This window comes from Streptomyces sp. NPDC054786 (assembly GCF_053611685.1).
On record NZ_JBSHAW010000011.1, the window covers coordinates 142,328 to 159,602 of the forward strand.

A 17,275-nucleotide genomic window follows, 5' to 3' on the forward strand; every position below is an offset into this window, starting at 1 on the left:
TGCGGGCTGCCCCGCTGGGGCGCGGGGGTTCCCTGCGGCACTCGGCGCTCGCTCCCTCGGAACCTGCCGCTCACTCAGGTCCGACGGCGGGCCGCCCCGGACGCGACGCGGCAGGGGCGGCCCGCAGGACCACCCCGGTTGCCGCCCGGCACCCACTCCGGCCGCCGCCCGGCACCCACTCCGGCCGCCTCCCGGCGGCCCTGCTGCCGCACCCCGCGGGATGCCGCCCGACGACGCGCTGCCGCCGCCCTGGGACCCCGGACTCCCGGATTCCCCAGATCCCCTAGATCCCCTGCCACTCCGGCTTCGCGGCGTAGGTGGCACGGAAGTAGTCGGCGAGCTTCAGCTTGGCGGCCGCGGCTTCGTCCACGACGACCGTTGCATGCGGATGGAGCTGCAGCGCCGACGCCGGTACCAGCGCGGCGACCGGGCCCTCGACGGCATGGGCCACGGCATCGGCCTTGCCCTCGCCGGTGGCCAGCAGCACCAGATGGCGGGCCTCCAGGATGGTGCCGATGCCCTGGGTGATGACGTGGTGCGGCACCTCGTCGAGGCTGTCGAAGAACCGGGCGTTGTCCTCCCGGGTCCGCTGGGTCAGCGTCTTGATGCGGGTACGCGAAGCGAGCGACGAGCAGGGCTCGTTGAAGCCGATGTGCCCGTCCGTGCCGATGCCGAGCAGCTGGAGGTCCACACCGCCGGCCGCACGCAGCGCACGGTCGTACGCCTCGCAGGCGGCCTGGACGTCCTCGGCCGAACCATCGGGCCCCATGAACGAGCCCTCGCCGAGGCCGAGCGGCTCGACCACCTCGCGCAGGACCACCGAACGGTAGGACTCGGGGTGCCCGGCCGGCAGACCGACGTACTCGTCGAGCTGGCAGATACGCGCCTGTGAGGCGTCCACCGCGCCGGCCCGGACCTTCGCCGCCAACGCCTCGTAAATCGGCAACGGGGTAGAGCCGGTGGCCACACCGAGCAGCGCATCGGGCTTACGGCGCAGCAGGGCGGCGATGGCTCCCGCGATCAGCTCGCCGCCTGCCGTGGCGTCCGGAACGATGACAACTTCCACGCTTGGCCTGCCGTTCTGGAGAATGGTCCCATGTGGTATAGACCAATCTATCAGAGCGGAGGCCTCCGGACCCGGCGGCGCTTCCGAACACAAGGGCACGTTTTCCCGTCGGGGTGATGACGAGTCGGGCACCTGTCCTCCGCAACCGGCAACCGGCAACCGGCAACCGGCAACCGGCAACCGCCTTTCGGCCCCGCCGGACGGCATCAGGCCCCGTCGGACGTCTCCGGATGCCGTCAGAGCAGCGCACCTCCCGTCGCATCGATCCACTGTCCCGTCACCCAACGACTGTCGTCCGAGGCCAGGAAGGCCGCGATATCACCGATGTCGGTGGCGTCCGCTATCCGGCCCAGCGGGGACATCGCCCGGACCGTCGACTGCGCCTCGGCGTTCGCCGCTCCGCGCAACCAGCCGGCGTTCATGTCCGTGTCGACCGCGCCGGGGGCGACGGCGTTGACCGTGATGCCGCGCGGGGCCAGCTCCTTCGCCAGGGTCCGGGTGAAGACATCGATCGCGCCCTTGGTCATGGCGTAGGCGATCAGCTCGGTTTTGGCCCTCCCGTGCGTCTGCCCCGTCGAGGTGTTGATGATCCGGCCGCCGTCCCGCAGCCGGCTCAGACCGAGCTGGGTGATGAAGAACGGTGCCTTGGTGTTGACCGCGAAGACATGGTCGAAGTCCGCTTCGGCGACCCGGGGGATCGGCTCCCGTCTGCCGTCCGTGCCGGCGTTGTTGACCAGGATGTCGAGGCCGTCCGCCTGTGGGTCGAAGGCCGCCCACAGCGCCTCGGGCCCACCCGCCCCGCCCAGTCGCGCGGGCACGGTGAAGGCCTGCCCGCCCGCGGCCTCGATGCTCGCCACCGTCTCCTTGGCCGCGGCCTCGTCCCGGCCGTAATGCACCCCGACGCGCGCGCCGTCCCGCGCCAGCCGCTCCGAGATCGCCCGTCCGATCCCTCTGCTGCCGCCGGTCACCAGTGCCGTCTTGCCGCTGAGCGCACTCATGGCAGTGCCCCTCCCTGATCCGGACATGGATGTCTGTGGCCGCACGCCCGCCTGCGTCCGCCCGTGCCGACGTGCGCGCCCTCGCACCGAGCCATTTATGTATCGCTCGCTACAGAAAAACCGTAGCACGCGTTCCGTACCGCCCGCTATAGAATTCCGTCATGGCGACCAAGGAGACCCGCACGACCGAGGCGACGAAGCGACGCGGCCGGCCCCGGTCCTTCGACCGGGAGACGGCCTTGGAGCAGGCGGTCCGCTCCTTCTGGGAGCTGGGCTACGAAGCCACCTCGATCTCCGACCTGACCCGCGCCATGGGCATCAGCGCCCCCAGCCTCTACGCCGCCTTCGGCGACAAACGGGCACTGTTCGACGAGGTCGTGGCCGAGTACGGACGGCACCACGGAGGCTTCCTCGCCCGCGCCGTGGCCGAGGAGCCGACCGCCCGCCGGGGCGTCGAGCGGGCGCTGCGCGAGGCCGCGGTCGAATACACCCTCCCCGGTCGCCCCCGCGGCTGCCTCGTCATCAGCGCCGCCCTGAACACCTCGCCCGCGTCATCCGAAGTCGCCGCATCCCTGCGGGAGATGAGGCGCTCGAACGTCCGGGGGATCGCCCGCGCCATCCGGGCGGACATCGCCTCCGGCGAGCTACCCCCCGACACGGACGCGGACGCGCTGGCCACCTACGTCGGTGCCGTCGTCCAGGGCATGTCCCAGCAGGCGCGGGACGGCGCGGAGCGCACGGAGCTGGAAGCGATCGCCGAGCTGGCGTTGAAGGCCTGGCCGGGGGCGGCGAGCGGAACGCCCCGCTGAACGCCCGGCCGGGAGGGGCGGCGGGCGCAACCACCCGCTGAAGGCCCCGGAAGCACCCGCGGGCCGCGGCGCCGGGACAGGACCCTCAACCTGTCCGGCACCGCAGCCCGGAGCTGACATCGGCCGGCCCCGCCTAGCGGGCGGAAGGCGCCCCTGTGTGCGGTAGGGGCACGGTCCCGCCCAGGGACCGGTCGATCGGAGGCCTCGGCGCAGTCAGGGCAGAGAGCGCCTTCGGCCTCGTTCCGCTCTCCTGTGCGGGGAGAGCGGAGGTCTTTGCTGAATTCTGGACTAGACCATTCTTACTTGTCCATGCCCATGCAGACACAACAGATACACCGTACGCCGGTAGGCTCCAAGACGTGCCCTCCATGAACGATCTCGTACGCCAGCACACCGCTCTGAGCGACACCGACCTCGAGTGGCTCCATCTGCTGGTCTCGGAGTGGCAGCTGCTCTCCGACCTCTCCTTCGCCGACCTCGTGCTGTGGGTGCCCACCCTCGACGGCACCCGCTACGTATCGGTCGCCCAGATGCGGCCCAACACGGGCCCCACCTCCTATCAGGACGACATGGTCGGCCATCTCGTTCCCCGTGGCCGCCGTCCCATGCTGGATTCCGCCCTGGACGAGGGCCGCATCGTCCGGGAGGGCGACCCGGAGTGGCGGGAGGAGGTCCCGGTACGCGTCGAGTCCATCCCGGTACGCCGCGATGGCCGGGTGCTCGGTGTGATCGCCCGCAACACCAACCTGCTGACCGTACGCACCCCCAGCCGGCTGGAGCTCACCTACCTCCAGAGCGCGTCCGACCTGGCCCAGATGATCGCTGCCGGAACGTTTCCCTTCCCCGGCCAGCAGGTCGACATGGATGCCTCGCCGCGGGCCGGCGACGGACTGATCCGGCTCGACGCGGACGGTGTCGTCCAGTACGCCAGCCCCAATGCGCTCTCCGCCTACCACCGGCTCGGACTCGCCGCGGACCTCGTGGGCCATCACCTCGGCCAGGCCACCGCCGAACTGGCGCCCGCCCGCGGTCCGGTGGACGAGGCGCTGGTCAAGCTCGCCAGCGGCTGGGCCCCCAGGGAATTCGAGGTCGAGGGCGAGGAAGGCGTTATCCAATTGCGCGCCATTCCGCTCAAACCCAAGGGGACACACAGCGGTTCGCTGGTTTTGCTGCGCGATGTGACCGAACTGAGACGTCGCGAACGGGAACTGATCACCAAGGACGCCACCATCCGGGAAATCCACCACCGGGTGAAGAACAATTTGCAGACGGTCGCCGCGCTGCTGCGGTTGCAGTCCCGTCGGATGGATTCCGAACAGGGCCGCGAGGCGCTCAACGAGGCCGTGCGCAGGGTCGGTTCGATCGCGATCGTGCACGAGACGCTGTCCCAGACCCTCGATGAGCGGGTCGAGTTCGACGAGATCGCGGACCGGGTGCTGGCCATGGTCGCGGAGATCTCCCCGGGGAAGGTGACCACCCGCCGCACCGGACGCTTCGGCATCCTGGACGCCGAGGTGGCCACCCCGCTGTCGATGGTGCTCACCGAGGTGCTGCAGAACGCCCTGGAGCACGCCTTCGACCAGACGGAGCACGGCACGGTCGAGGTCGGCGCGGTGCGCGGCGGCAGCCGTACCGAGCCGCGGCTGCTGGTCACCGTCCAGGACAACGGCCGCGGCCTGCCCGAGGGCTTCGATCCGCAGCGCGCCGGAAACCTGGGGCTGCAGATCGTACGGACCCTGGTGGAGGGGGAGTTGGGCGGAAAGTTCGACATGGTGCGGGCGCCCGAGCGCGGTACCCAGGTCATCCTCGACGTACCCGTACGGGCCGAGAAGCAGCACTGAGACCGGGGCCGGCCGACGGGGCCACCGGCCCACGCCCGGCCCTGAACAGCAGGAAGCCCCGGACCCATCCGGTCCGGGGCTCAAAGCTATTGCGATGCGATAACGACCGGGCCTGTCAGCTCCGGACGTGCATCGGGGGTACTGCGCGCTGCGGCTCGGGGGCCACGGGGCTGCTGGCTCAGGCGCTGGCGTTGCGCGCCCGGTTGCGAGCTGCACGGCGCTTCATTGCGCGGCGCTCGTCCTCGCTCAGACCACCCCAGACGCCGGAGTCCTGGCCGGACTCGAGCGCCCACTGCAGGCACTGCTCCATGACGGGGCAGCGGCGGCAGACGGCCTTGGCTTCCTCGATCTGCAGCAGCGCAGGACCGGTGTTGCCGATAGGGAAGAAGAGCTCGGGGTCTTCCTCGCGGCAAACGGCGCGGTGACGCCAGTCCATGGCTGCTCCATCTCCTCGTGTGACGGGATCGTTGCTTGTGAATGTGAACGCTTTCACGAATCCCTCCACAAGGGAAGGGCCGAACTCCAGTCGAGAACTGGCGCGGTCCTGTGGAATGAGGAGGAGGATTCGGGCTCTCAAGGGGGCCGGTAAAGCGGCCGTCCCGATCGCCATGAAGAGACTCGCAAACCTCGGCTGCGGATACAACCCCTTCCGGAAACTTTTTTTTGATTCCTTGGTGTCGCCTAGCTCACAGCCGTCATTCCAGGGGGTGGGAACCAGCCTAAACGTTCGAGTGAAAGGACTTTAGGCTCTACTGCTCACACAATCACACGCAGTGCACGGCGAACGCCTGTGAACGTCACACTCGTACGCAGTCCCAGGTGGTCACCATCCATCTGGAACGGCAGGGGAACCTGCGAATGCAAGGTGAAGTTCGTGAGGTCATGAAGTGAGAGTGCGTGCTTGCCCCGGGGTCCGCGCTGGGGTGTTGACGTCAGCAGCTGGGTGACGTACCGGGTCACCGCGGGCGGCGAGAGCTTGCTCAGTGCGAACAGATCCAGGCCCGTGTCGAACGAGGCGTCCGGTGACGGGTAGATCGGCCGATTGCCCAGGTAGGACCACGGAGCGGTGTTGCAGATTATGGCCAGCGCGAGGTCCTCGACGCGCTTCGCGGAGCCCTCGGCCCCGGCAGGGCGTTCGAGGGTGATGACGCCCCGCCGGCGGTTCGCCTCGCCCAGGAACTGCCGTACGACCTGTCGCACGTACAGGGCGTGGGTCGAACGCTTGCCGCGTTCGCGCTGCTGCTCGACCCGGCCGACGACACCGGCGTCGAAACCGAACCCGGCGCAGAAGGTGAACCAGCGCTCCGGTACGCCCTCGTCCTCGCTGCCCGGGGTGCCGGCGGCCAGCCCCAGGCCGATCGTGCGCTCGCTGCCGTCGCGCAGTGCGTCCAGCAGGGCGCCGGTCGCCTCGACGACGTCGTTGGGGAGCCCGAGCGCGCGGGCGAAGACATTGGTGGAGCCGCCGGGGACGACGGCCAGCCGGGGATGCGAGTCCGGATCGGGGCCGTTCGCCAGCAGACCGTTGACGACCTCGTTGACCGTGCCGTCGCCGCCGAGCGCCACCACCAGGTCGGTCTCCCCGCCCTCGGTGGCCTGCCGGGCGAGATCGCGGGCATGCCCGCGGTACCGCGTCTGTGCGACCTCCAGCTTGAGGTCGCTGGCGAGCGCGTGGGTGAGTACCTCACGGGTGCGGGCACTGGTGGTGGTTGCTGCGGGATTGACCACGAGAAGTGCGCGCATATGGAGCAGCGTACCTACCTGCTGGTACCGGCCATACGGCCCGTCCGGCTCCGGGGCAGCCCCGGCCGCCGTGGCTGCCGGCGCTACCCTGCTGGGGTGAGCAGTCAGCAGAAGCAGTCCGCGTCCCGAGCCGCCGACGCCCCCGCCGCGCCCGAGCCGACCGGCCCGCGGCCCGCCCGGCTGAGCGCCGCAGCAGCGCTCACCGCGGTCGAAGGTCTCGCGCTGGCCGCCCTCGGTGCGTACATGCTGATCATGGGTCTCGCCGGATCGCCGGACAGCCCGCAGCAGGCGGAAATGGGCGGGCTGACCGTCCTGGCGCTCGCGGTGCTGCCGCTGGTGGCCGCGCGGGGGCTGTGGCTGCGCCGCCGCTGGAGCCGGGGGCCCTCGCTGATCACCCAGATCGTGGCGCTGCCGGTGGCCTGGACGCTCGTCAACGGCGGTGGCGCGTTGATCGCGGCCGGGGTCGGGCTGGCCGTGGCCGCGCTGACCGTGCTCGTTCTGCTGGTCAATCCGACGGCCACCGAGGCGCTGGGCATCGGGCCGCGGGAGACGCCCTGAGGACCGTCCCGAGACCCGACCGTCCGGACGGTCGGGTCTGAAGGGACGGGCGGACGGCCGGGTCTGAAGGGACACGGACCGGGCCCGGAACGCACGAGGGGCGGAGCCCGTAAGAGCCCCGCCCGCCCCGCTCAGTCGTCGTTCACTCCTCGACGAGCAGCTTGTCGCGCAGCTGGGCGAGGGTGCGGGCCAGCAGCCGGGAGACGTGCATCTGGGAGATGCCGACCTCCTGGGCGATCTGCGACTGGGTCATATTGCCGAAGAAGCGCAGCAGCAGGATCTTCTTCTCGCGCGGCGGGAGGTCCTCCAGCAGCGGCTTGAGGGACTCGCGGTACTCCACGCCCTCCAGCGCCTCGTCCTCGGCGCCGAGGGTGTCGGCGACGGCCGGGGACTCGTCGTCCGTGTCCGGGACGTCCAGGGAGAGCGTGCTGTAGGCGTTGGCCGACTCCAGCCCCTCCAGGACCTCCTCCTCGGAGATCGCCAGATGCTCGGCCAGTTCATGGACCGTGGGTGCGCGTCCGTGCCGCTGGGACAGCTCGGCGGTCGCGGTGGTCAGCGACAGCCGCAGCTCCTGGAGGCGGCGCGGGACGCGGACCGCCCAGCCCTTGTCACGGAAGTGCCGTTTGATCTCGCCGACGACGGTGGGGGTGGCGTACGTGGAGAACTCCACGCCGCGCTCCGGGTCGAAGCGGTCCACGGACTTGATCAGACCGATGGTGGCGACCTGGGTCAGATCGTCCAGCGGCTCACCACGGTTGCGGAACCGCCGGGCCAGATGCTCGACGAGCGGGAGGTGCATACGGACGAGGGCGTTGCGCAGTTCCGCGCGCTCCGGGGAGCCGTCGGGCAGCTTGCGCAGCTCGTAGAACATCGCCCGGGCGCCGCTGCGGTCGTGCGGCTCGTGGGGATGCTGTTGATTCTGCCGCTGGTGTTCGGGGGCCGGCGCATCGTGCTGATGCGCCTGCCGGCCCGGCTGCTCGCTCTGCTCCATGTGGTCCGCCCGCTCTGCCTGCTCCGCCGCATCCAACCGGCCGCCGTGGTCGTCTACGCCCACCGGATGTGGCTGGGCCTGCTGCTCGGGGATGGTCGCACTGGACGCCATCCGCCCGCCGCGCTCGAGATCTTTCACGGGGCCCCCTGTTCGGTCATGACGGTCCGGGACCGGTGCCGCGCTCCTTGTACAGACTGATGGTGACCGTGCGGTCCTCCGCGACCGTGGAATCGACCTTGCCGGCCAGTGCGGAGAGCACCGTCCAGGCGAACGTGTCGCGCTCCGGGGCGCGGCCATCGGTTGTCGGGGCCGAAACGGTCACCTGCAGTGCGTCGTCGATGAGGCGGAAGACGCAGCTCAGCACACTGCCGGGAACGGCCTGTTGCAGCAGGATCGCGCAGGCCTCGTCGACCGCGATGCGCAGATCCTCGATCTCGTCGAGGGTGAAGTCCAAGCGGGCTGCGAGTCCGGCAGTAGCCGTACGCAGCACGGACAGGTAGGCACCCGCAGCGGGCAGACGGACTTCCACGAAGTCCTGAGTCCCGGGCTCGCCTGCGATCTGGGACACCCTCACCTCCAAGGTGGCACAAGCTGGTTGAGCTGGAATGCGCGATATTCGCGTTGTTCGGGATATGCGCGCCGGTCCCTTCTCCCCTCGGACGAAAGGAGAACGATCCGGCGCGACACATGGTTCGGCTGTGACGCTATCGCGATCTGTGGGCCGGTGTCGCCCGGAAGGAGCACGGCTGCCTGCCGGCGGCGATCCGGCCCCGGTTCGCCCGGCGCCATCGCTGTCACTGATTGTAAAGCCACGGGTACGGACAGTGGCTAGAGGTGTGCACTGTCAAATCGATGACGATTACGCTCCGTTGACACGTGAGCTGCCCGCAAGGTTGTGCAGTGCCTCTCCAGTGAGCCGGAAGACCGTCCATTCGTCCATGGGCAAAGCGCCGACGGACCGGTAAAAGCCGATGGACGGTTCATTCCAATCCAGGACTGGCCACTCGAAACGCTCGTATCCGCGGGCCACGCAGATCTCCGCGAGGGCCGCGAGCAGCGCCTTGCCGTGGCCGCCGCCGCGCGCCTCGGGGCGGACGTACAGATCCTCCAGGTAGACACCGTGCGTGCCCGTCCACGTCGAGAAGTTCCGGAACCACAGGGCAAAGCCGACCGGGGCTCCCTCGGCCTCCGCGATCAGTGCGAAGGCGGCCGGCTGCGGCCCGAAGAGGGCCTCCTTCAGCTGCGGCCCGGTGGCCTGCGCGGCCTCGGGTTCACGCTCGTACGCCGCCAGCTCGCCGATCATGGCCAGGATGACGGGGACGTCGTCGGGAGTCGCTTCGCGGATCATAGGTGAAGGCTAAACGGGCGCCCTGAGGTACTTCACACCAGTTGCTGGTCGACGAAGCACCAGCGCCAGGACTCGCCCGGTTCAAGCGTCCGCATCACGGGATGGCCGGTCTCCTCGAAGTGCCGGGTCGCATGCCGGTACGGCGAGGAATCACAGCAGCCGACGTGGCCGCAGGCCAGGCATTTCCGCAGCTGTACGGGGTGGCTGCCGACGGCCAGGCACTCCAGGCAGGTGGCGCTCAGGGGGCCCGGTTCGGGGCGCGGCTGCTCGGCAACGTGTGTGCACTCGCTCATGATGGCCAGGTTAGATCGCCGGGACGGGTGGCGAAGGGTTCGGGGACGGGACGGGTCCGATGGCTGTGATGCCGCTGTTTTTGCTGGTCGCGGGGAGCGCGGCGGTCGCCGGGCTGGCCCGCCGTACCCCCGTCCCCGCGCCCCTGCTGCTGGTCACCGCAGGGCTCGTGGCGTCCTTCATCCCGGGGATCCCGGACTACACCCTCGATCCGCACATCGTGCTGCCGCTGGTGCTGCCCCCACTGCTGCACACCGCGGCGCTGGACAGTTCGTATCTGGACCTGCGGGCCAATCTGCGGCCGGTGGCGCTGCTGTCGGTCGGCTACGTCCTGTTCGCGACGCTGGTGGTCGGCTATGTGGCGTACCTCGTCCTCCCCGGCCTGCCGCTGACCGCCGCGCTCGTCCTGGGGGCCGTCGTCGCCCCGCCGGACGCCGTCGCGGCCACCGCCATCGCCCGCAGGCTCGGGCTGCCGCACCGGATCACCACGATCCTGCAGGGCGAATCGCTGTTCAACGACGCCACCGCGATCACCGCTTACAAGGTCCTGCTGGCCGCGGCCCTCGGGGTCGGCGCCACCTGGAGCGACGGGATCAAGGAATTCGCCCTCGCCTCTCTGGGCGGTATCGGCGTCGGTGTCGTTCTGATGGTGCCGCTGCACTGGCTGCGCATCCGGTTGCGCGAGTCGGCGCTGCTGGAGAACACCCTCTCGCTGCTCATCCCGTTCTTCGCCTACGCGGCGGCCGAGCAGCTCCACGCCTCCGGGGTGCTCGCCGTCGTCGTGGTCGGCCTCTACCTGGGGCACCGCTCCTGGCAGGTCGACTTCGAGACCCGGCTCCAGGAGGACGCCGTGTGGAAGGTGGTCTCCTTCGTCCTGGAGTCCGCCGTCTTCGCGCTGATCGGGCTGCAGCTGCGGGTCGTGCTGCGCGGACTGGGGGATTTCAGCGCGGGGCAGACGCTCTGGTACGCGGCCGTGATCTTCCTCGTCGTGGTGCTGACGCGCTTCGTGTGGGTCTTTCCCACGACCTTCCTGCCGCGCGCCCTGTCGGCCCGGATCCGGGCCCGTGAGCCGGATACGAGCTGGAAGGCACCGGTCGTCGTCGGCTGGGCCGGGATGCGCGGGGTGGTGTCGCTGGCCATCGCGTTCTCCATCCCGGCCACCGTGCCCGGCGGCGGCTCCTTCCCGGCCCGCAACCTCGTGCTCTTCCTGACCTTCACCACGGTCATCGCCACCCTCGTCATCCAGGGGCTGACGCTGCCGCCGCTGATCCGCGTGCTGAAGCTGCCCGCCCGGACCCCCAGGCCGAGACGCTCGCCGAGGCGCAGGCGCAGAACGAGGCCTCGCGCGCCGCCGAGGAGCGTCTGGAGGAGCTCCTCCGGGACGAGCGCAACGCCTTGCCCGGGCCGCTCGCCGACCGGCTGCGCACGATCATGGAGCGGCGCCGTAACTCCGTGTGGGAGCGGCTCGGCGCGGTCAACGAGGTGACCGGGGAGTCGGCCGACGAGACCTACCGGCGGCTGGCCCGGGAGATGATCGACACCGAGCGGCGGGTGTTCGTCCAGCTGCGGGACGCCGGCCGGATCGACGACGAGATGCTGCGGACGCTGCTGCGCAGGCTGGACCTGGAGGAGGCGACGGCCTACCGGGAGGAGGCCTCGTAGCCGTGGCCGACGGCCGGGACGGGGCGCCGCCTCACGGGCAGTGCGCGGACCGGCGGCGGCCCTCGGCCGAAGGCTCGGCCCAGGGGGTGCCGGTGATCACGGCGGCCACCGTGCTGCCGGGGGCGAAGGCGCCCTCCCCGGCCAGCGTCGTCAGCCCGTACAGCAGCTTGGCGACATAGATCCGCTCCAGGGGCAGTGCGTGCCGGTCCTCGAAGGCGTCCGCGAACGCGTCCAGTTCCGGGGTGCGGCGGGCGTAGCCGCCGCAGTGGAAGCGGGCGTCCAGCCGCCAGTCGCCGCGCGGTCCGCCGAACGCCGCGCGCTGCAGCTCCTCGACCGTCGCCCGGAGGAAGTGCGGGTGGCCGCCCTTGAGTACGGGAAGGCCGAGGGCGCGCTGCCCCGGACCCAGCCCCGCGGCGAGCCCGGCGAGGGTGCCGCCCGTTCCGCAGGCCACCGCGACCGTGTCCGCGGCCCCGCGCAGCTCCCGGCCCAGCTCCGTACAGCCTTGTGCGGCGAGGGAGTTGCTGCCGCCCTCCGGTATGACGCGGAACGCGCCGAAGCGGTCGTGCAGCGCGGCGAGCACGTCCCGGTCACCGGTGCGGCGGTAGCGGGCCCGGTCGAGGAAGTGCAGCCGCATACCGTCGGCGGCGCAGCGGGCCAGCGACGGATTGAGCGGTGCTTCGGCGAGCTCGTCGCCGCGGACCACACCGATGGTGGCGAAGCCGAGCAGCCGGCCCGCCGCGGCGGTGGCCCGCAGATGGTTGGAGTACGCGCCGCCGAAGGTCAGCAGCGCACGGTCGCCGGCCGCGGCCGCGGCGCGCAGATTCGGCGCCAGCTTGCGCCACTTGTTACCCGGCAGATCCGGGTGGATCAGATCGTCCCGCTTGAGCAGCAGCCGTACGCCGCGGCGCGCGAACGGCTCGTCCTCGATCTCCTGGAGGGGCGAGGGCAGGCGCGGGCGCAGGGATCGCGGATCCGGCAGCGGGCCGGGGGCGGTGCTGGTCACGCCGTCCATTGTCCCGGGTGCCGGCGGGGCGGGCGCGTTCCGTACCGTCGGGCGTTCACTTCAGCCGGGCGCCGATCCGTCCGCGCAGCCAGTCCATCGTGTAGCCGCGCGGATCGACCTTGCCCGGCTGCCACTCCAGATGCCCGAGCACCGAACGCTCGGTCCAGCCGTGTGCCCGGCACACCGCCGCCGCGGCCTTCTCCAGCGCGTCCAGCTGGGCGGCCGGCCAGGGGTCCGTGCCGTTGCCGAGGTTCTCGCACTCGAAGCCGTAGAAGGCGGGGTTGCCGTCGGTGTCGGCCTCGTTGTCCGGCGGCAGGCGTTTCTCGGCGATCACCGCGCGCAGGACGTCGCTGTCGCCGAGGCCCGCGTGATTGGCGCGGCCGCAGCCGACCAGATGCACCGTGCCGTCCTTGGTGATCACGCCATGGCACAGCGGCCCCGGAAGGTCCGGACGGCCGTCGTGACAGAGCCGTACGGTGCTCGCGGCGCCGGAGGTGCCGGTGTGGTGCACCATCACGCCGTGCACCGGGCCCCAGGGACCCTTCGCGTTGCGGTTGTGCGTCTCCCAGCCGGCGATCTCGTCGACCCGCAGCCCTTCGGAAGTGAGCGCGTGGAGGAACCGGGCGGCGGACAGCGGTACGGACATGGCCCACTCCGATGCGGACGCGGCGGCCGCCGACCGCGCACCGCCTCATGCCTCGCTTGTACGGGACGGTGCCGTACCGGGGGAGGGGAACGGCAGAAAGCGGACCAGCCGTTCGGGCATGTGCGAGCGGTTTCGGCCGCCCGCCGCGCCCTGGCCGTCCGGAGGTCCGCCGGGACCGTGCCCTGCCGTGCCCTCCACCTGACGGGGTGCGCTACCCGCTCGTGTGCAGGAACGCGTCACCGTGCGCGTTGACATGTGCTTCCAGGACGTTGAGCGCGTCCTGGGTCGCCTCGGGTGAACCGCTGCCCCGCCGCTCGGCGAAGTACGCGGCGCCCAGCTTTCTCAGCAGGTCGTTGCCGGCGCGGTTCTGCTGCACCTCGTCGACCTTCTGTTTGCCCTGGTTCAGCGCGCTCTGGGCCTGTTCCTTCGCGCGGTCGAGAAACCCTGACATGTGCCACCTCCGTGAGGTCCGTGTCGTAAGGGATCAACGGCGCGGTCGGCCGTGGGGTTCCCGTGTCAGGCTGGGGCATGTGGGCGAAGAGCGCGACACGGATGGGCCACCCGGCGTATCCGGCCGGTACCGGGAGCGGGCATCGCGGCTGGCCGGTGCGGTGCTGTGGACCCGCGCCGGGCTGCCCTCGGGCCGGCCGGTGCTGCCCGACGGCTGCACGGACCTGATCTGGAGCCAGGAGCGGCTGCTGGTGGCAGGCCCGGACACCGGGCCGTTCCTCCCGGGAGGGGACGTGCCCGGCACCCTCGGGGGCGGAGGACGTGCCCCCATCGTGGGGCTGCGCTTCGCACCGGGCCAGGGCCCGGCCGTCTTCGGCGTACCGGCCCATGAACTACGCGATCAGCGGGTGCCGTTGACGGACCTGTGGCCCGCAGGCCGGGTGCGCGAGCTGGCCGGGCGGCTGGCGGCGGCCGGGGCGCCGGGCAGCGGGGACAGCGTCGGCCGCGTCCTGGAGGAGACCGCAGCGGTCCGCCTCCAGGACGCCACCACGACAGGGGGCCGCACCGCCGCCGTCGCCGCGGCGCTCGCGCGCGGCCGTCCCGTCGCCGAGGTGGCCCGGTGCGTCGCGCTCAGCGAACGCCAGCTGCACCGGCTCAGCCTGGACGCGTTCGGCTACGGCCCCAAGACCCTGACCCGGGTGCTCCGGTTCGTCCGTGCGCTCGATCTGGCGCGCTCCGGGATGCCCGGCGCACAGGTCGCGGCGTGCGCCGGATACGCGGATCAGGCGCATCTCGCCCGCGAGGTGAAGTCGCTGGCGGGGGCCCCGATGGGGGTGCTGCTCGCCGCGGGTTAGCGTGTCCGTCATGGACTACCAGGCCGTTCTCGAAGAGGTGGCGGCCCTCGCCAGGCCGTTCGTGCGACAGGGCCGGGTCGCCGACTACATACCGGCGCTGGAGCGGGTGTCAGCGGACCGGTTCGGGATCGCGGTGGCCGACATCCACGGCGAGGTGTACGGGGTCGGCGACTGGGAGGTCCCGTTCTCCGTCCAGTCCCTCTCCAAGGTCTTCTCGCTGGCGCTGGTGATGGCGGAGAGCCATGACGGCCACGACAACATCTGGAAGCGGGTGAGCCGCGAGCCGTCCGGTACGCCGTTCAACTCGCTGGTCCAGCTGGAGGCGGAGAACGGCATCCCCCGCAACCCGTTCATCAACGCGGGTGCGCTGGTGGTCACCGACCGGCTGCAGACCCTCACCGGCGATGCCAGCACCTCGATGCTGCACTTCCTGCGGGAGGAGAGCGGCAACCCGGACCTCGCCTTCGACCAGGCGGTGGCCGACTCCGAGGCCGAGCACGGCGACCGCAACGCCGCGCTGGCGCATTTCATGGCGTCCTTCGGCAACCTGGAGAACCCCGTTCCCAGCGTCATCGAGCACTACTTCTGGCAGTGCTCGATCGAGATGAGCTGCCGGGATCTGGCCGTCGCCGGCGGTTTCCTCGCCCGCCACGGGCTGCGCGCCGACGGCAGCCGCCTGCTGGAGGCCCGCGAGGCCAAGCGGATCAACGCGGTGATGCTGACCTGCGGGACGTATGACGCGGCCGGGGAGTTCGCCTACCGGGTCGGGCTGCCCGCGAAGAGCGGTGTCGGCGGCGGCATCATCGCCGTGATCCCGGGCCGCTGCACGCTGTGCGTGTGGAGCCCCGGGCTCGACGCCCGCGGCAACTCCGTGGCGGGCGCCGCGGCCCTGGACCACTTCACGACGTTGACCGGGTGGTCGGTGTTCTGACCGGCCCGGCCACCGGGTTTCCGGCCCGGTGCCGGTCCCGCCTGCCGTTGTGGCCGCCGATCCGCTGGCGCATCGTGGGCGTAGGGAGGTGCACCGCCATGGAGCACGAGATGCGCGCCGAGTACGAGGAAGGCGTTCTGCCGCACGCGGACACGCCGGTGAAGATCTGGCACATGGTGCGGCTGGAAGGCACCATCGCGATGTGCGGGCGGGAGCTGGCACCGTCCGCCGCCACCCAAACGGCCGCGGTCTGGGGCACGCCCAAGGGCGAGCCCTTCTGCCACAGCTGCGGCGCGATGTACCTGCGCGAGCACCCCGGGGACATCGGCTAGGGGGCCGCCGGGATCATGACGGCCCGTACGGGGAAGGCGCCGGGCCGCCAGGCAGCGCCCGCCCCATGGCAGCGGCCGTCCGCTAGGGCAGCGGCGCGAACAGATCGACCCCATGGCCGTCCGGGTCCTGTACGACGGCGTAGCGCTGCCCCCAGAAGGCATCCCAGGGCGGCTTCTCGCCCGTATAGCCGGCGGCGGTGAGCTCCGCGTAGACGGTGTCGACCTCGTCGGGGCCGGCGCACTCGAACGCCAGCCCCGTCGGCGTGCCGCCCTGCGGCGGCGTCCAGTCCGGGTCGATGGCACGCGCGGTCTTGTGGGTGTCCCACATCAGCCGCAGACCGCCGGGGAGCTGTGCCTCGGCGTGCGGGGCGTGGTCCGCGTCGGCGGGGACGTCCAGTCCGAGGCGGCGGTAGAAGGCGAGGGCCGCGGCCATGTCGGCCACCACCATCCCGATGGCAGCGAACCGCGGTGTGGACGGTGTGGTGGAGGAAGAAGTGGTCATGCGGTGAGCGTAGGCAGCCCGCCGCGGCCCGGTCTTGAACGAATCGGACGCGCCGCCGCCCGCCTCACGGGCAGTGGATGACCTGCCCCGCGTACGAGAGGTTGCCGCCGAAGGCGAACAGCAGCACCGGATCACCGGCGCTGATCTCGCGCCGTTCGACCAGCTTGGACAGGGCGAGCGGCACGGAGGCGGCGGAGGTGTTCCCGGAGTCGACGACGTCCTTGGCGACCACCGCGTTGACCGCGCCGAGCCGCTCCGCGACCGGCTCGATGATCCGCAGATTGGCCTGGTGCAGCACCACGCCGGCGAGGTCGGCGGGCGTGATCCCGGAGCGTTCGCACACCTTGCGGGCGATGGCCGGCAGCTGGGTGGTCGCCCAGCGGTAGACGGTCTGGCCCTCCTGGGAGAACCGGGCCGGCTCGCCCTCGATGCGTACCGCACCGCCCATCTGCGGCACCGAGCCCCACAGCACCGGACCGATCCCCGGCTCCGGCGAGGCACTGACCACCGCGGCGCCCGCCCCGTCGCCGACCAGCACACAGGTCGAGCGGTCCGTCCAGTCGACGACCTCGGTGAACTTCTCCGCCCCGATGACCAGCGCATGGGTCGCGGAACCGGCCCGGATGGCGTGGTCGGCGGTGGCCAGCGCATGGGTGAAGCCGGAGCAGACGACGTTGAGGTCCATCGTGGCGGGTGCGTCCAGCCCGAGCCGGGCCGCGACCCGGGCCGCGGTGTTCGGGCTGCGGTCGGTGGCCGTGCAGGTGGCGACCAGCACCAGGTCGATGTCCTGCGGGGCCAGGCCACTGGCGGCCAGCGCCTTGGCCGCGGCGGCGGACGCCATGGAGTCGACGGTCTCGTCCGGGGCGGCGACATGGCGGGTACGGATGCCCACCCGGCTGCGGATCCAGGCGTCGTCGGTGTCGACGATCTTGGCGAGGTCCTCGTTGGTGAGCACGCCGGAGGGCTGGTAATGGCCGAGAGCCAGGACGCGTGACCCGGTCATGAATTCCCCTGTACGTGGGTGGGCGGTATGTCACCAGTCTCACCCCTCGGCGCCGGCCGGCGGCTGCGTGAACTGCCAATGTTCCGCCGCCAGAACTGGAGACAGTTGTCAGAACCGCGGAGTCCCGCCCCGGGTGCCGGGCCCGCGGGCGCCCGTATGTGCGGGGCGCCCGCGGGTGGCGGGGCGGGATCTCGCAGGGGCAGCAGCCCGCCCGATCCAACGGCAGAGCCACGGCGTTCCGGGGGTATTG

Annotated in this window: 19 protein-coding genes and 1 pseudogene; 7 read left to right on the top strand and 13 right to left on the bottom strand. The window is 71.3% G+C overall.

Annotation, left to right across the window (positions count from 1 at the left end):
* Positions 1-283: 283 nt before the first annotated feature.
* Together nagB and ACWGI6_RS12100 are read right to left on the bottom strand one after the other, a co-directional pair.
* Complete coding sequence (nagB, locus tag ACWGI6_RS12095; protein ID WP_453267386.1) at positions 284-1,066, bottom strand: glucosamine-6-phosphate deaminase; 783 nt, start codon at positions 1,064-1,066, stop codon at positions 284-286.
* Between the two features lie 236 nt (positions 1,067-1,302).
* Positions 1,303-2,064 carry an SDR family oxidoreductase gene (locus ACWGI6_RS12100; RefSeq protein ID WP_453267387.1) on the bottom strand — a complete coding sequence of 254 codons (762 nt, stop codon included), beginning with the start codon at positions 2,062-2,064 and terminating at the stop codon, positions 1,303-1,305.
* A 161-nt stretch (positions 2,065-2,225) separates the two neighbouring features.
* Here ACWGI6_RS12100 and ACWGI6_RS12105 point away from each other — a divergent pair, with 161 nt between their 5' ends.
* Complete coding sequence (locus ACWGI6_RS12105; RefSeq protein ID WP_453267388.1) at positions 2,226-2,873, top strand: TetR/AcrR family transcriptional regulator; 648 nt, start codon at positions 2,226-2,228, stop codon at positions 2,871-2,873.
* Positions 2,874-3,241: 368 nt separating this feature from the next.
* Positions 3,242-4,714 carry a sensor histidine kinase gene (locus tag ACWGI6_RS12110; protein ID WP_393907727.1) on the top strand — a complete coding sequence of 491 codons (1,473 nt, stop codon included), beginning with the start codon at positions 3,242-3,244 and terminating at the stop codon, positions 4,712-4,714.
* 178 nt (positions 4,715-4,892) lie between these two features.
* Here the strand turns inward: ACWGI6_RS12110 and ACWGI6_RS12115 are convergent, their stop codons facing one another.
* Together ACWGI6_RS12115 and ACWGI6_RS12120 are read right to left on the bottom strand one after the other, a co-directional pair.
* Positions 4,893-5,150 (bottom strand): WhiB family transcriptional regulator, encoded by a 258-nt coding sequence (locus tag ACWGI6_RS12115; RefSeq protein ID WP_003983230.1) that lies wholly within the window; start codon positions 5,148-5,150, stop codon positions 4,893-4,895.
* A gap of 320 nt (positions 5,151-5,470) precedes the next feature.
* The gene (locus ACWGI6_RS12120; RefSeq protein WP_453267389.1) at positions 5,471-6,454 is read right to left on the bottom strand and encodes a diacylglycerol/lipid kinase family protein; all 984 of its coding nucleotides are present in this window, start codon (positions 6,452-6,454) and stop codon (positions 5,471-5,473) included.
* 96 nt (positions 6,455-6,550) lie between these two features.
* On the opposite strand from ACWGI6_RS12120, the gene ACWGI6_RS12125 reads away from it, so the two are divergent.
* The gene (locus tag ACWGI6_RS12125) at positions 6,551-7,012 is read left to right on the top strand and encodes a hypothetical protein (RefSeq protein WP_453267390.1); all 462 of its coding nucleotides are present in this window, start codon (positions 6,551-6,553) and stop codon (positions 7,010-7,012) included.
* A gap of 142 nt (positions 7,013-7,154) precedes the next feature.
* Here the strand turns inward: ACWGI6_RS12125 and ACWGI6_RS12130 are convergent, their stop codons facing one another.
* The 4 genes from ACWGI6_RS12130 to ACWGI6_RS12145 form a co-directional block, all read right to left on the bottom strand.
* Positions 7,155-8,114, bottom strand: a complete 960-nt coding sequence (locus ACWGI6_RS12130; protein ID WP_453267423.1) for an RNA polymerase sigma factor SigF — start codon at positions 8,112-8,114, stop codon at positions 7,155-7,157.
* Between the two features lie 43 nt (positions 8,115-8,157).
* Positions 8,158-8,571 carry an ATP-binding protein gene (locus tag ACWGI6_RS12135; protein WP_393907613.1) on the bottom strand — a complete coding sequence of 138 codons (414 nt, stop codon included), beginning with the start codon at positions 8,569-8,571 and terminating at the stop codon, positions 8,158-8,160.
* A 291-nt stretch (positions 8,572-8,862) separates the two neighbouring features.
* Positions 8,863-9,351: an N-acetyltransferase family protein gene (locus tag ACWGI6_RS12140; protein ID WP_453267391.1), complete on the bottom strand. Its 489-nt coding sequence runs from the start codon at positions 9,349-9,351 to the stop codon at positions 8,863-8,865.
* Positions 9,352-9,383: 32 nt separating this feature from the next.
* The gene (locus tag ACWGI6_RS12145; RefSeq protein WP_453267392.1) at positions 9,384-9,644 is read right to left on the bottom strand and encodes a UBP-type zinc finger domain-containing protein; all 261 of its coding nucleotides are present in this window, start codon (positions 9,642-9,644) and stop codon (positions 9,384-9,386) included.
* Positions 9,645-9,703: 59 nt separating this feature from the next.
* On the opposite strand from ACWGI6_RS12145, the pseudogene ACWGI6_RS12150 reads away from it, so the two are divergent.
* Positions 9,704-11,304 (top strand): annotated as a pseudogene (locus ACWGI6_RS12150) (Na+/H+ antiporter).
* Between the two features lie 31 nt (positions 11,305-11,335).
* Here ACWGI6_RS12150 and ACWGI6_RS12155 read toward each other — a convergent pair.
* The 3 genes from ACWGI6_RS12155 to ACWGI6_RS12165 all read right to left on the bottom strand — a co-directional run bounded on the left by ACWGI6_RS12155 (position 11,336) and on the right by ACWGI6_RS12165 (position 13,404).
* Complete coding sequence (locus tag ACWGI6_RS12155; RefSeq protein WP_453267393.1) at positions 11,336-12,316, bottom strand: 1-aminocyclopropane-1-carboxylate deaminase/D-cysteine desulfhydrase; 981 nt, start codon at positions 12,314-12,316, stop codon at positions 11,336-11,338.
* Between the two features lie 46 nt (positions 12,317-12,362).
* Complete coding sequence (locus ACWGI6_RS12160) at positions 12,363-12,953, bottom strand: N-acetylmuramoyl-L-alanine amidase (RefSeq protein ID WP_453267394.1); 591 nt, start codon at positions 12,951-12,953, stop codon at positions 12,363-12,365.
* Positions 12,954-13,164: 211 nt separating this feature from the next.
* Positions 13,165-13,404, bottom strand: a complete 240-nt coding sequence (locus ACWGI6_RS12165) for a hypothetical protein (RefSeq protein WP_393907607.1) — start codon at positions 13,402-13,404, stop codon at positions 13,165-13,167.
* Between the two features lie 79 nt (positions 13,405-13,483).
* Here ACWGI6_RS12165 and ACWGI6_RS12170 point away from each other — a divergent pair, with 79 nt between their 5' ends.
* The 3 genes from ACWGI6_RS12170 (at position 13,484) to ACWGI6_RS12180 (ending at position 15,520) form a co-directional block, all read left to right on the top strand.
* The gene (locus ACWGI6_RS12170) at positions 13,484-14,257 is read left to right on the top strand and encodes a helix-turn-helix domain-containing protein (RefSeq protein ID WP_453267395.1); all 774 of its coding nucleotides are present in this window, start codon (positions 13,484-13,486) and stop codon (positions 14,255-14,257) included.
* 10 nt (positions 14,258-14,267) lie between these two features.
* A complete protein-coding gene (locus tag ACWGI6_RS12175; protein ID WP_393907605.1) occupies positions 14,268-15,188 on the top strand; it encodes a glutaminase in 921 nt (306 codons plus the stop codon).
* 98 nt (positions 15,189-15,286) lie between these two features.
* Complete coding sequence (locus tag ACWGI6_RS12180; RefSeq protein ID WP_453267396.1) at positions 15,287-15,520, top strand: hypothetical protein; 234 nt, start codon at positions 15,287-15,289, stop codon at positions 15,518-15,520.
* A gap of 82 nt (positions 15,521-15,602) precedes the next feature.
* On the opposite strand, the gene ACWGI6_RS12185 is transcribed toward ACWGI6_RS12180, so the two are convergent.
* Together ACWGI6_RS12185 and ACWGI6_RS12190 are read right to left on the bottom strand one after the other, a co-directional pair.
* Positions 15,603-16,022 (bottom strand): VOC family protein, encoded by a 420-nt coding sequence (locus ACWGI6_RS12185; RefSeq protein WP_393907603.1) that lies wholly within the window; start codon positions 16,020-16,022, stop codon positions 15,603-15,605.
* A gap of 64 nt (positions 16,023-16,086) precedes the next feature.
* Positions 16,087-17,025 (bottom strand): beta-ketoacyl-ACP synthase III, encoded by a 939-nt coding sequence (locus ACWGI6_RS12190; RefSeq protein ID WP_393907602.1) that lies wholly within the window; start codon positions 17,023-17,025, stop codon positions 16,087-16,089.
* Between the last annotated feature and the right edge of the window lie 250 nt (positions 17,026-17,275).

Excerpts from the sequence above, each read along its gene's own strand:
- ACWGI6_RS12100 (WP_453267387.1), bottom strand. The coding sequence starts at position 2,064 with ATGAGTGCGCTCAGCGGCAAGACGGCACTGGTGACCGGCGGCAGCAGA.
- ACWGI6_RS12105 (WP_453267388.1), top strand. The coding sequence starts at position 2,226 with ATGGCGACCAAGGAGACCCGCACGACCGAGGCGACGAAGCGACGCGGC.
- ACWGI6_RS12110 (WP_393907727.1), top strand. The coding sequence starts at position 3,242 with ATGAACGATCTCGTACGCCAGCACACCGCTCTGAGCGACACCGACCTC.
- ACWGI6_RS12115 (WP_003983230.1), bottom strand. The coding sequence starts at position 5,150 with ATGGACTGGCGTCACCGCGCCGTTTGCCGCGAGGAAGACCCCGAGCTC.
- ACWGI6_RS12120 (WP_453267389.1), bottom strand. The coding sequence starts at position 6,454 with ATGCGCGCACTTCTCGTGGTCAATCCCGCAGCAACCACCACCAGTGCC.
- ACWGI6_RS12130 (WP_453267423.1), bottom strand. The coding sequence starts at position 8,114 with ATGGCGTCCAGTGCGACCATCCCCGAGCAGCAGGCCCAGCCACATCCG.
- ACWGI6_RS12140 (WP_453267391.1), bottom strand. The coding sequence starts at position 9,351 with ATGATCCGCGAAGCGACTCCCGACGACGTCCCCGTCATCCTGGCCATG.
- ACWGI6_RS12145 (WP_453267392.1), bottom strand. The coding sequence starts at position 9,644 with ATGAGCGAGTGCACACACGTTGCCGAGCAGCCGCGCCCCGAACCGGGC.
- ACWGI6_RS12155 (WP_453267393.1), bottom strand. The coding sequence starts at position 12,316 with ATGGACGGCGTGACCAGCACCGCCCCCGGCCCGCTGCCGGATCCGCGA.
- ACWGI6_RS12160 (WP_453267394.1), bottom strand. The coding sequence starts at position 12,953 with ATGTCCGTACCGCTGTCCGCCGCCCGGTTCCTCCACGCGCTCACTTCC.
- ACWGI6_RS12165 (WP_393907607.1), bottom strand. The coding sequence starts at position 13,404 with ATGTCAGGGTTTCTCGACCGCGCGAAGGAACAGGCCCAGAGCGCGCTG.
- ACWGI6_RS12175 (WP_393907605.1), top strand. The coding sequence starts at position 14,268 with ATGGACTACCAGGCCGTTCTCGAAGAGGTGGCGGCCCTCGCCAGGCCG.
- ACWGI6_RS12180 (WP_453267396.1), top strand. The coding sequence starts at position 15,287 with ATGGAGCACGAGATGCGCGCCGAGTACGAGGAAGGCGTTCTGCCGCAC.
- ACWGI6_RS12185 (WP_393907603.1), bottom strand. The coding sequence starts at position 16,022 with ATGACCACTTCTTCCTCCACCACACCGTCCACACCGCGGTTCGCTGCC.
- ACWGI6_RS12190 (WP_393907602.1), bottom strand. The coding sequence starts at position 17,025 with ATGACCGGGTCACGCGTCCTGGCTCTCGGCCATTACCAGCCCTCCGGC.